This window comes from Oceanobacillus sp. CAU 1775 (assembly GCF_054482815.1).
The window spans coordinates 241,272-254,332 of the sequence record NZ_JBTLRO010000004.1; the positions used below are offsets into that span (position 1 = coordinate 241,272).

General features: G+C 34.7%; 11 protein-coding genes and 1 other annotated feature (1 of these 12 only partly in view). Of the genes, 9 read left to right on the forward strand and 2 right to left on the reverse strand.

All coding sequences use genetic code 11. From position 1 onward, the window contains the following. Positions 1-25 precede the first annotated feature (25 nt). The 5 genes from ACXYMZ_RS09135 to yihA all read left to right on the forward strand — a co-directional run bounded on the left by ACXYMZ_RS09135 (position 26) and on the right by yihA (position 7,062). Complete coding sequence (locus ACXYMZ_RS09135; RefSeq protein WP_458948083.1) at positions 26-1,000, forward strand: tetratricopeptide repeat protein; 975 nt, start codon at positions 26-28, stop codon at positions 998-1,000. 117 nt (positions 1,001-1,117) lie between these two features. Continuing rightward, positions 1,118-2,407, forward strand: coding sequence for a trigger factor (gene tig / locus ACXYMZ_RS09140; RefSeq protein WP_458948084.1), 1,290 nt, complete (start codon positions 1,118-1,120; stop codon positions 2,405-2,407). Positions 2,408-2,650: 243 nt separating this feature from the next. Next, a complete protein-coding gene (gene clpX / locus ACXYMZ_RS09145) occupies positions 2,651-3,928 on the forward strand; it encodes an ATP-dependent protease ATP-binding subunit ClpX (protein ID WP_458948085.1) in 1,278 nt (425 codons plus the stop codon). A gap of 235 nt (positions 3,929-4,163) precedes the next feature. Continuing rightward, a complete protein-coding gene (lon, locus tag ACXYMZ_RS09150) occupies positions 4,164-6,491 on the forward strand; it encodes an endopeptidase La (RefSeq protein WP_458948086.1) in 2,328 nt (775 codons plus the stop codon). Then, on the forward strand, positions 6,481-7,062 hold the full coding sequence (yihA, locus tag ACXYMZ_RS09155; protein WP_458948087.1) for a ribosome biogenesis GTP-binding protein YihA/YsxC: 582 nt from the start codon (positions 6,481-6,483) through the stop codon (positions 7,060-7,062). The genes lon and yihA overlap by 11 nt, the downstream gene beginning before the upstream one ends. 237 nt (positions 7,063-7,299) lie before the next feature. Here the strand turns inward: yihA and ACXYMZ_RS09160 are convergent, their stop codons facing one another. Next, complete coding sequence (locus ACXYMZ_RS09160) at positions 7,300-7,785, reverse strand: LiaI-LiaF-like domain-containing protein (RefSeq protein ID WP_458948180.1); 486 nt, start codon at positions 7,783-7,785, stop codon at positions 7,300-7,302. 129 nt (positions 7,786-7,914) lie between these two features. On the opposite strand from ACXYMZ_RS09160, the gene hemA reads away from it, so the two are divergent. The 4 genes from hemA to ACXYMZ_RS09180 all read left to right on the forward strand — a co-directional run bounded on the left by hemA (position 7,915) and on the right by ACXYMZ_RS09180 (position 12,547). Beyond that, positions 7,915-9,207, forward strand: a complete 1,293-nt coding sequence (gene hemA, locus ACXYMZ_RS09165) for a glutamyl-tRNA reductase (RefSeq protein WP_458948088.1) — start codon at positions 7,915-7,917, stop codon at positions 9,205-9,207. A 3-nt stretch (positions 9,208-9,210) separates the two neighbouring features. Beyond that, a complete protein-coding gene (gene hemL / locus ACXYMZ_RS09170) occupies positions 9,211-10,491 on the forward strand; it encodes a glutamate-1-semialdehyde 2,1-aminomutase (RefSeq protein ID WP_458948181.1) in 1,281 nt (426 codons plus the stop codon). Between the two features lie 142 nt (positions 10,492-10,633). After that, positions 10,634-11,482, forward strand: coding sequence for a LysM peptidoglycan-binding domain-containing protein (locus tag ACXYMZ_RS09175; RefSeq protein WP_458948089.1), 849 nt, complete (start codon positions 10,634-10,636; stop codon positions 11,480-11,482). Positions 11,483-11,542: 60 nt separating this feature from the next. Next, positions 11,543-12,547 (forward strand): hypothetical protein, encoded by a 1,005-nt coding sequence (locus ACXYMZ_RS09180; protein ID WP_458948090.1) that lies wholly within the window; start codon positions 11,543-11,545, stop codon positions 12,545-12,547. On the opposite strand, the gene ACXYMZ_RS09185 is transcribed toward ACXYMZ_RS09180, so the two are convergent. Further along, positions 12,544-12,732 (reverse strand): hypothetical protein, encoded by a 189-nt coding sequence (locus ACXYMZ_RS09185; RefSeq protein WP_458948091.1) that lies wholly within the window; start codon positions 12,730-12,732, stop codon positions 12,544-12,546. The genes ACXYMZ_RS09180 and ACXYMZ_RS09185 overlap by 4 nt on opposite strands. Before the next feature lie 113 nt (positions 12,733-12,845). Further along, positions 12,846-13,061 (forward strand) — a binding site (T-box leader); it runs 12 nt beyond the window's last position.

Consider the following 13,061-nt stretch of genomic DNA (forward strand, 5'->3'; position numbering starts at 1 on the left):
ATAGGATGTGAGGTGAATCTGATAAATGGAAACAAAGAATATTATTCTTTTTCCAAAGTGGCAAAAAACTTTAGAAGTAGAAAGTGTTCGAGCGATTAAAGATAGAAGTTTTGAAGAAGGATTAGCTAAGCTAAACATGCTGCTTGATCATCAAGTAGAAAACCATGATATTTACACAGGGAAGCTAATCTGCTTAATGGAATTGGAACGCTATGAAGAGGCACAAGATTTATGCGAAACATTAATTAGTGTGAAAGATGTCCATTATGATGAATACATACATATTTATTTAACGATTTTATTTCAAACAAACCAATACGGCATGCTGATGGATATAGTAGAAAGCGAATTAGAAAATGGTAATATTCGTGATAACTTAGTCGCCCAGTTTAGACAACTCTATGAGATGAGCGAGAAGATGCGTTTAGATGTTGAAACAGATCGCTCAAATATCTATTTAGATGCACTATACGATGCTGTAAATCAAGAGAATCATATAGAACAATGGCGGTTAATTAATAAAATTAGTAAATTAAAATTGCCACCGAGTGAAAAAGTTGTCTCCCTGCTTTCCAATGAGTATGTGCATCCATTAAACAAATCGGCAATATTTCTTTGGCTCAAAGAAAAGGGAGTTACGAAACCCGTAGATATACATAAATTTGGTGTTCATATTAAAATGATCCCAAAACAGACTCCGGATATAAAAGATAATCTATTTGCTAACGCTGTCTATCAAACAATAGAACAGTTAGAACATAAAAATCCGACTCTATATAAGTTAGTTGAAAAGTTATTTGAGAAGTATCTTTATGTCCTTTATCCAATTTCACCACCCATAGAAGATGCAGAATTAGTTGCCGAGTCACTAATAATTATTGGGGAAGAATACTTAAATTTAAAAGAGATAGAGAGTGCAAACGAAAACGACGAATATGCCCACTATATCCAAGAGATTAAAACGAGTGAAATACTTTATACGACTATTATTAACGAATAAATAGAAATGCTTGAAAGGCATATGATTTGTGATATAATGAGATGGTTGTAAAATTGAAATCGTCATTTAAAAATAAAAGGTTGTTAGTTAAACAATAGATTTTGGAGGGAATTATTTATGACAGTAAATTGGGAAAAACAAGAAGGTAACAAAGGAATTTTAACTTTTGAAGTATCAGCAGAAGAATTTGACACAGCGTTGGATCAAGCGTTTAAAAAGGTTTCAAAAGAAGTACAGATCCCTGGATTCCGTAAAGGGAAAATTCCTCGTGGATTATTCGAGCAACGTTTCGGAGTAGAATCACTTTATCAAGATGCAGTTGACATCGTTTTACCAAATGCATATACAAATGCTATTGATGAAGCTGGAATTTTTCCAATTGATCAACCTGAAGTTGATATCGAACAAATTGAAAAAGGTAAAGCCTTAGTATTTACTGCTGAAGTAGAAGTGAAACCAGAAGTTACACTAGGCGAATACAAAGGTTTAGAAGTAGAAGAAGAATCAGTTGAAGTAACTGACGAAGATGTGGATCATGAATTAACTCACCTACAAGAAAATCACGCAGAGCTTGTTGTTAAAGAAGAAGGCGAAGTAGAAGAAGGAGATACAGTTGTTATCGACTTTGAAGGATTTACTGATGGTGAAGCTTTCGATGGTGGTAAAGGTGAAAATCATAGTTTAGAAATTGGTTCAGGACAATTCATTCCTGGATTCGAAGAAAAACTAGTAGGTAAAAAATCAGGAGAAGAAACTGAAGTTGAACTTACTTTCCCTGAAGACTACCATGCAGAAGAACTTGCAGGTAAAGATGCTATGTTCAAAGTTACAATTCATGAAATTAAAACAAAAGAACTTCCTGAACTAGATGATGAATTCGCTAAAGATGTAGACGATGAAGTTGAAACTTTAGAAGAATTAAAAGCGAAGAAAAAAGAAGAACTTTTAAGCCAAAGAAAACAGGCTGCAGATACAGCTAAACGTGAAGCTTTAATCAATAAAGCAACAGAAACTGTTGAAGTAGAAATTCCTGAAGTAATGGTTGAGAATGAACTAGATCAAATGTTCACTGAGTTCGAACAACGTCTACAAATGCAAGGTATGACAATGGAAATGTATGCACAATTCTCAGGACAAGACGAAGCAGCGCTTAAAGAGCAAATGAGAGAAGATGCTGGGAAGCGTGTGAAAACAAGCTTAACACTTGAAGCAATTGCAGACGCTGAAAATATCGAAGTTACTGAAGAAGATATTAATGAAGAGCTTTCTAACATGGCTTCGATGTACGGTGTAGAAGCAGAACAGCTTATCCAAATGCTTGGCGGCAATACAGAAACACTTGATAACGATATTAAAATGAGAAAAGCAATTGACGTACTAGTAGAAAACAGTAAAACTGCTGAATAATTTATAATTTGATTAATTATAAGTAACTTAGAACCAAGGTGCGACTATCTGCGCCTTGGTTCTATCTTATTTTAATAAGGATTAAATATAACTGACTTATTATTTGTTCGTGAACATATAAATAAGTATATATACTTTTTGTATCGTTAAAAGGTTTATCATTTTGTTTTTCAATTTGTATCTGATATGATTGACTATAATCAAATCTGAATTAATTTTCTTATGAACTATAGGGGTGAAGAAATGTTTAAATTTAATGAAGAGAAAGGGCAATTAAAATGTTCTTTCTGTGGTAAAAGCCAAGAACAGGTTCGAAAACTAGTCGCTGGACCTGGTGTATATATATGTGATGAATGTATTGAGCTATGTACAGAAATAGTTGAAGAAGAATTAGGCGCAGAAGACACTATGGAATTTACTGAAATTCCTAAGCCAAAAGAAATCAATGAGATCCTTGATGATTATGTAATCGGACAAGATGATGCAAAGAAAAGTTTATCTGTAGCTGTTTACAATCACTACAAACGTATCAACTCGTTGAAATCAAGTGACGATGTAGAACTTTCTAAGAGTAATATCGCTTTGATTGGACCTACAGGTAGTGGTAAAACATTACTCGCTCAAACTTTAGCACGTATTATTAACGTTCCATTTGCTATGGCAGATGCTACATCCCTTACAGAAGCAGGATATGTTGGAGAAGACGTAGAAAACATCCTTCTTAAACTTATTCAAGCTGCAGATTATGACGTAGAAAAAGCTGAAAAAGGTATAATTTATATTGATGAAATAGATAAAGTAGCTAGAAAATCAGAGAACCCATCGATTACTAGAGATGTATCTGGTGAAGGTGTACAGCAAGCACTCCTTAAAATATTAGAAGGAACGGTTGCAAGTGTACCACCACAGGGTGGAAGAAAGCATCCACATCAAGAATTCATTCAAATCGATACAACGAATATCCTATTTATCGTTGGTGGAGCATTTGATGGAATCGACCAAGTAGTTAAACGTCGTCTTGGGGAAAAAGTTATTGGATTTGGCTCAACAGATATACAAGATGAACTTGATATGGCAGCATTATTATCAAAAGTTCTTCCAGAAGACTTATTACGTTACGGCTTAATTCCAGAGTTTATCGGAAGAATTCCAGTAATTGCAAGCCTCACTCCACTTGATGAGGACGCTCTTGTTCAGATTCTAACGAAACCTAAGAACGCACTTGCTAAACAATATCAAAAGTTATTTGAAATGGATGATGTTGTCTTAGAAATTGAAGAAGATGCATTACTAGAAATTGCGAAAAAAGCAATTGAACGTAAAACAGGTGCAAGAGGTTTGCGCTCCATTATTGAAGGTATAATGCGTGATGTAATGTTTGAACTACCTTCACGTGATGACATTGAGAAATGTGTAATAACGAAAGAAACAGTAATTGATGATGACACTAGTCCAAAGCTTGTCTTTCGTGATGGAACAGTAATTGAAGGAAATGAGAAGCTACCAAAAGAAAGTGCATAATGTTGAAAGAAAGTACACTTTCCTAATATGAATGGAGACTGGCTGTTGCATTATGCTCTAGTATTTATTATTTGGAGTATAATGCCAGCCAGTCTCTATTTTTTTCATATTTATTTTTTAGAAATTTGAATTTAAGCGGAATTGATAATCCAATATCATACAACTGAAACAGCACCTATTTTTTAATAAATGGGTCATACTAATAATTACATACATAGACACGGAGGTTGTTGAAATGGTTAAATATATAAAAGAAACGCCCCTCCTGCCGTTACGTGGATTAATTGTCTTTCCATCCATGGTTTTACATTTAGATGTAGGAAGAGATAAATCAATAGCAGCACTAGAAAATGCCATGCTAAACGACAAACTTATATTTCTTGCAGCTCAAAAGAAAACGAGCATAGATGAGCCGAAATTAGAAGACATTTATGAAGTGGGCACACTCGCAAAAGTAAACCAAATGATGAAATTACCCAATGGTACTTTGAGAGTACTAGTTGAGGGTCTTAGTCGTTATAAAATTAACAAGTTAGTTGATGACAAAAATGAACTCATCGTAGAGGTAGAAGAATTAGAAGAGATTTATGAACATAGTAACGAAGAGGAAGCATTAGTACGCTCTTTATTAAAACAATTTGAACAGTACACAAAACTTTCACGAAAAGTTTCCAATGAAACATATGAAACTGTAGCAGACATAGAAGATGCTAGTCGATTATCAGACATTATAACATCTCATTTAGCTGCCAAATTAAAAGATAAACAAGCTTTACTTGAACTAACTAATGTAAAAACTCGTTTAGAAGAAATCATTAAATTGATTACCAATGAAAAGAAAGTATTAGATATTGAGAAGAAAATTGGTCAAAGAGTTAAAACGTCCATGGAAAAGACCCAAAAGGAATATTACTTACGTGAACAGCTAAAAGCAATTCAAAAAGAACTCGGTGACCGTGACGGAAAATCGGGAGAAGTAATAGATTTAAGGGATCGAATTGAAGAAGCAGAAATGCCGGAACATATTCATAATGTAGCAATGAAAGAATTAGCTCGATTTGAAAAGATACCACAAAATTCTGCTGAAAACTCAGTAATTAGAAACTATATCGAATGGCTAGTTGATTTACCTTGGAAAAAACAAACTCAAGATACAATTAATATAAACACCGCTGAAAAGGTGTTAAATAAAGATCATTATGGCCTTGAAAAAGTTAAAGAACGAATTTTAGAGTATCTAGCTGTACAAAAATTAACAAATTCAATTAAAGGGCCAATTCTTTGTCTGGTTGGACCACCGGGAGTAGGTAAGACTTCACTTGCTCGTTCTATTGCTAATTCAGTAAACCGAAATTTTGTCCGAATTTCACTTGGTGGGGTTCGTGATGAGGCAGAAATTCGAGGACACCGCAGAACATATATAGGTGCAATGCCTGGAAGAATTATCCAAGGTATGAAGAAAGCTGGTACGATAAATCCAGTATTCTTGCTTGATGAAATTGATAAAATGTCAAACGACTTTAGAGGAGATCCTTCTTCCGCAATGCTTGAGGTACTAGACCCTGAGCAAAACAGTAATTTTAGTGATCACTTTATTGAAGAGACCTATGATTTATCAAAAGTATTATTTTTAGCAACAGCAAATAGTGTAACTAATATCCCAGGACCTCTATTAGATCGTATGGAATTAATCTCTATTGCTGGATATACTGAGGTAGAAAAACTTCATATCGCAAAAGAACACTTACTTCCTAAGCAAATAAGAGAAAATGGTTTAACGGCTTCGAATTTACAAGTAAGAGATGATGCTTTATTAAAGCTAATCAGAACTTATACAAGAGAAGCTGGTGTCCGTGGTTTAGAAAGGCAGCTAGCGAAAATTGCTCGTAAAACTGCAAAAATTATTATTTCTGGTGATAAAAAACGTGTCGTACTTACAGAAAAGAATATGGAAGATTTAATAGGGAAACCAACATTTAGATATGGTTTAATGGAATTAGAAGATCAGGTTGGAGCAGCTACTGGGCTTGCATATACTTCAGCAGGTGGAGATATCTTATCAATTGAAGTTTCACATTATCCTGGAAAAGGTAAGTTAATCTTAACAGGAAAACTTGGTGATGTGATGCAAGAGTCGGCACAAGCAGCATTCAGTTATGTCAGATCAAGAACAGATGAATTAAATATTGCTAAAGATTTTTATGAAAAATATGATATTCATGTGCATGTGCCAGAGGGAGCAACACCGAAGGACGGGCCATCTGCTGGAATTACGATTGCTACAGCACTTGTATCCTCTTTAACAGGCAGGGCAATTCGTAAAGAAGTAGGAATGACTGGAGAAATCACGTTGAGAGGTAGAGTTCTACCAATTGGTGGATTAAAAGAGAAAACATTGAGTGCTCACCGCGCTGGTTTATCAACAATCATTATTCCAGCTGAAAATGAAAAAGATATTGAAGAAATTCCTGAAAGTGTGAAAGAGAATTTAACGTTTATTCCTGTGCGACATCTAGATGAAGTGCTAGAGATTGCATTAGTGGGGGAGAACAATGAAAATTAATCAAGCAGAGTTTATATTAAGTGCTGTTAATCAAAACCATTATCCTAATGATGGTTTACCAGAAATTGCGTTAGCAGGACGATCAAATGTGGGAAAATCTTCTTTTATTAATACATTAATAAATCGAAAAAACCTTGCAAGAACATCTTCAAAACCAGGAAAGACGCAGACATTGAATTATTACAAGCTTAATGAAAGTTTTTACTTTGTCGATGTCCCAGGTTATGGTTATGCGAAGGTTTCTAAGGCTGAGAGAGCAAAGTGGGGGCAAATGATGGATGAATACTTCCAAAATCGCTCCACTTTGAAGGCGGTTATTCTTGTGTGTGATATTCGTCATGAACCAACCGATGCCGATGTACAAATGTATGATTTTCTAAAGCATAATGAGATGTCAATTATTGTTATTGCAACAAAATTTGATAAGGTAAAAAAATCAGAACGCCATAAGAAAATTAAACAGGTCAAAAACACATTCGAATTGGATGCAGACGATGTTTTGATTCCTTTTTCTTCAGAAACTGGTGAGGGAAAAGAAGAAGCATGGAAAGTAATTAGACAATATTTATAATAGCAAAGGCGCAAGCGCCCGTTCAGCGACGAACAAACTGGAGCACTTCGCAATGAGATAAAGGAAACACGGTGAGGTACGAACCGATGTTGACTTATCGATTGGAGGAGTGTGAAGTTTGATAGTCGGTGGGCGCTGGAGCCGGACGTGGCTACCCACTAATAATATCCGCATCATAGGAGTTTTTATTTTCCTAAATAATAAAAAGCCGTCAGTGGATATTACATCCATTGACGGTTATTTTTTTCTGAGTAGGATGATTCCAAAAATAATAATAAGGATCGGCCAGAATTTTTCTGCTAAGCGGAAAAGGTCGTTTATCCAGTAAAAATAAGTATTAAACTGACTGGAAAAGACGAGTAACGCGCCTACTCCTATAAAAAGGAGAGCCATGAGTAATCCGTTCTTTGTCTTAAAGTAACGTAATAAAAATGCTAAGCCAAGAATTAAAAGATACATTCCCCAATGATCAATCCAAAAACTGTAATTCTGAATTCCATGAAGGTGGATACCTATGCCAAGCAGTAATACACCAGTGAAGATTTGTTCATAATTTTTGCCACGGTAACTATGAATTAGAAAAGCAATCCCAATCACAATTAGGATCGTTTGCCAAGAATAAAAATTCGTAAATATAGGTAGTTTAAGTTCACGTAAAAGAAAGAAAACACCTACCCCTATAAGTATATAGGCTATTAATGAGTTTTGTTTGTTCACGAGCATTTCTCCCCCTAGAAATGGAAATAATCTATTTTTATATTGTACCATAGGAACGAAGGACATTTCTCTTTATGCTATAATTACATAAGTAGATTATCATTTTAGAAAGCACGGTTTTCAGGAGGATTAGAAATGCATATTATGATGGTTGGATTTAACTTTAAGACAACTCCTGTAAATATTAGAGAGAAACTGGTTTTTACCGAAGACTCCTTACAAGCTGCGATGCAAACTTTAGAAAATCAAGTAGACATAATTGAAAATGTCATTATCTCTACCTGTAATCGTACAGAAATTTATGCAGTTGTTGAAGATATAGAAAAAGGAACAAAAGATATTATCAGTTTTTTAGCTGACTGGTTTCAATTAGATAAAAGTAACTTTAAGAAATACATAAAAGTTGAATCAAATAATAAAGCAATGAATCATTTATATCGTGTAACGACAGGATTAGATTCTATGGTTCTAGGTGAAACAGAAATTCTTGGTCAAGTAAGGGATGCTTTTTTATTTTCTCAACAAAATGGAACTACTGACAAGACTTTTAATGAATTATTTAAGCGGGCTATTACTTTTGGTAAGAAATCACAACATCAGACAGCTATCGGAGAATATCCTACATCGATTAGTTATATTGCTGTTGAACTTGCGAAGAAACATATTGGCTCTTTGGAAAATAAAAAAGCCGTTGTAGTCGGTGCAGGGAAGATGGCAGAGTTAGCTGTAAATTATTTAAAAACAGCAAAAACGCGAGAAGTTACGATAGTAAATAGAAGTGCTAGAAATGCGGAAGAGATTGCTTTAAAGCATACTATAAGTCATAAACAATTAAAGGATTTATCATCTACTTTAATTGATGCAGATATTTTAATTAGTTCTACGTCAGCTGATGGTTTTATCATTAAAAAAGAAATGCTCAAACCAATCTTTGAACAAAGACCTGGAAAGCCACTCACTATAATTGATATCGCTGTACCTCGAGATATAGACCCAAAGGTTAGTGATTTAACAGGTGTTTCATTATTTGATATTGATGATTTAAAATATATCGTGGATGAAAATATCGAAAGCAGAAAAACTGCAGCAAAACAAATTGAACAAAATTTAGAAGAAGAGATTACTTTCTTTAATGATTGGATGAATCGTAGTCATGCATCACCAGCTATTTCAGCTCTTCAAGAAAAGGCGACACATATTCATGAAGAAACAATGAATAGTCTCGTTCGGAAAATGCCTGATTTAACAGAGAGAGAAAGAAAGCTTCTTCATAAGCATACAAAAAGTATGATGAATCAATTATTAAAAGAACCAATTCTAAAAGTGAAGCAGTTAGCAACGAATGAAAATGCGGAAGAGGTATTGGAACTATTTACAAATATTTTTGGTATAGAGAATGAATCACAAAAAATAAAGGGGTTTAAATAATTGATGGAATTTAATCAATCGATAGATGCATACAAGGAAGCTGTTGAACTAATGCCAGGTGGTGTCAATTCACCTGCACGTGCATTCAGATCTGTAGGAATGTCACCGCTTTTTATGAAAGAGGGTAAGGGAGCTCATATTACTGATATCGATGGAAATCAGTACATAGATTATGTACTAAGCTGGGGACCGTTAATTTTAGGTCATGCAGACGAACGAGTCACAACAAAACTAAAAGAAGTTGTTGATAAAGGGACGAGCTTTGGAACGCCTACGTTAACTGAAAATAAATTGGCAAAGTTGGTTATTGATCGTGTCCCTTCCGTAGAAATGGTTCGCATGGTGAATTCAGGAACAGAAGCAACGATGACTGCCATTCGTTTGGCACGCGGCTATACTGGTAGGGATATCATACTCAAATTTGTGGGTAGTTATCATGGACACGGGGATTCATTACTAATAAAAGCAGGTTCAGGTGTTGCTACTCTTGGCCTACCAGATAGTCCTGGTGTGCCTGCATCTGTTGCAAGCAATACAATAACCGTACCTTACAATGATTTCGAAAGTGTGAAAGTAGCATTTGAGCAATATGGGGACAAGATTGCAGCTGTAATTGCAGAGCCTATATGTGGAAATATGGGTGTAGTACCTCCAATTAATAACTTCTTAGAGAAATTAAGAGAGATTACAACAGATTATCGTTCCTTGCTAATTTTCGATGAAGTAATGACAGGTTTTCGTGTGGGCTACCATTCAGCACAGGGCTATTATCAGGTGCATCCAGATTTAACATGCCTAGGAAAAGTTATTGGTGGAGGCTTACCTGTAGGAGCTATTGGTGGGAAACGTGAAATCATGGAGCATTTAGCCCCTACTGGTAAGATTTATCAAGCCGGTACTTTATCAGGAAACCCGTTAGCGATGACGGCAGGGTATGAAACATTAAGCGCAATGGACGAAGAAGCATATGAATCATTAAATAAAAAAGCCGACAAGCTCGAATCAGGTTTTATCGAAGCAAAAGAAAAATATAAGATACCGCTTCACATTAATCGTGTAGGCTCAATGTTAGGTGTGTTTTTCACGAAAGAGAGAGTAATAAATTTTGAGAAAGCGCAAACCTCAGACACAAAAATGTTTGCAGCTTATTACCAAGGAATGATCAAAGAGGGTATCTTTTTACCACCCTCACAATTTGAAGGACTTTTTCTTTCAACAGCACATACGGATGAAGATATTTCAACTACCATTCAAGCGATACACAAGGTATTTGCAACTTTATAAAACAATTAATTTAAACTGATGATTTCTTAGTTACCTATAGAAATCATCAGTTTTTTTCATGCATATGTAGAATCATCTTTTCATATAGTTAGTGTATGTTAAGATTATTTTTCTTGTAAATTCTTGAAAGGAGGAAATACATTTGCCTCAAGATAATAACGAATTTCAGTTTGAATTAGTAGAATCGGTGTATTTTAATCAGGGTTCTCATGTAGAAGAGTTATTAACGATTTCACTAGAGCCAAATGTTAGTGTGCAGGCAGACGATGAATATGTTACCATTCGTGGAGAGATTATGCTGCAAGGTGAGTTCCAGGCTGTTTTAGATGAAAATAGAGAAGAATTAACACTCGAACAAGAAGATTTCACAGCAAAAAGATACATCGAGAGTATAACAGAAGTCGATGAGAATAAACAAGAGTTCTCACATCCATTACCTATCGAAATCTCTGTTCCTTTGTATCGAGTAACTGAATTAGAAGATATCCAGATAGAAATGCTAGATTTTAATTATGAATTTCCAACAAATGACCACTTAAAACTTAAAGCAGTTGCAAAAATAAACGGAATAAATAAAGCAGCAACGCCGTTGAAGGAAAATCGTGAAGAAGAGTTGGAAGAAAGTATAGAAGAGTTAGCATTTCCAAGCTTTGAATTCGAATTGAAAAGCCCGGAAGAAGAAGAAGAGACTGAAGAATTATTAGAAGAAACACGTGAGGAAATTGAAATTGATATTCGAGTAGAGGAAGAGGAAGAAGATAGTGAAGTTGTAGAAGAAGTACAGGACCTTGGCTATTTAAAAGATATGTTTCGTGGTGAGACAGAAGAGCGATACTCAAAATTGAAATTATGTATTGTTCAAGAAGACGATACGATTGAAACGATTGCCGAAAGATTTCAAATTAGTACTTTACAACTCATAAAGCAAAATGAACTAGACGAAGATTTTGATATTCAAGAAGGGCAACTATTATATATACCAAAAAAATAGTTATATCCCCTTGCTAAATTTTACAAGGGGTTTTTTACATACTAGGCTGGGGGGATCTCTGTGAATAAATTTACTGAAATTCTGAAACAATATCATATTTTTCCTCAAGGTGTTGTTCCAATAACAGACCGTCTCACTCAGATAAAAGCAAATGGTAAAATGTATGCACTCAAAAGAAGTCATCTAAAAACAAATAATGTGAACAAGTGGTTGCAAATATATCATCTCGCACAGGAAAAGAATTTATCAGGGATCTTGCCAATTTATTTAACAGTAGATAGAAAGCTTTATGTTGAAGCAGAAGGGGAAGTCTACTATCTATTGCCATGGGTAAAGACAACAGAAAAAGAACCCTCCAAAGAAGATTTCGGTAAATATTTACGAACTTTAGGAACCATTCATTTACAGACGAAACAGCTTACAAACGTAAAAGAAATGGATGTTCTTGAAGAATTTAAGACTTATCAGAATCATTGCATGAAGCTAGAACAAAAAGCTCTCCAATATGTTGAGAAGTTTGAAAGGAAACTATATCCTTCCCCATTAGAGTTACAAGTGTTAACCCATTATCGTGATCTTTCATACGCTATGAAACAATCACAACAATTAACAGCTACAATTATTAGAGAGCTTGATGAAGAAGTTTATTGGGGGAATAGTCTCATTCATGGTAAATTAGAACAGAGTCATTTTCTTGATTCGTATTTTATTAATTGGGAATTCGGCTCTTATAATCATTCCATGCATGATTTACTGGATGTATTTAGTATGGAAGCTAAGCGAAGTTATCGTTCGATTGATCTACTTTTAGACGCTTTTCCCAGCTATCTTGATGAAAACCCACTTCAACTAATAGAGTTAGCTATAACAACGCTCCATTTATTGAATGTCGAACCTTATTTATTAGAATTAGAAAAATACCAATCAACAAAAAGACAAAAAGCCTCTATGCTAAAACAGACGATGCAAATAGATGAATTGTATAGAACAATCGTATTTGGGTTAAAATTTAATGACCGTATTTATGATTTTCAGGCTTCAGAAAATAAGAATGAGCAAACTTAAATCCACTTTAGATAAAAGGCAACGAATACAATTACAAAAATGCCTAATAAAAAAACATCCAATGTGGTTGGAAAGATGAATGTTCGTAGTATTTGATAAATTAATAAGGGTGCCATTGCTTTTTCAATTGCCCATAAACATTTTCTCGCCCATGGTGGTAAACGATATCGATAATAACGAGCCATATTTTCACCTCTTGTCATTACTTTTCATAAGGTATAAGATAATTATATGCAACAGGATAATAATAGTTGACGTTTTGGCTGTTAATCGCTAGAATAAATCATAATCAAATAATTTAGATGCAATGGATAGGGAAGAGTACGAGATAAACATCTACAGGAAGGGAAATGATTACTGAGAATTTCCTAGAAAGGTTATTTTGGAAGGTCGCCCTTGATGCAGCCACTTTGAAGGAGAGTAGAAGTGTGCCGGTTTAAAACCGATATCAAACGATGAGTGTACAAATGAAAGTTATTTGTAAACAAAGGTGGTACCACGGAAGCTAACCCTT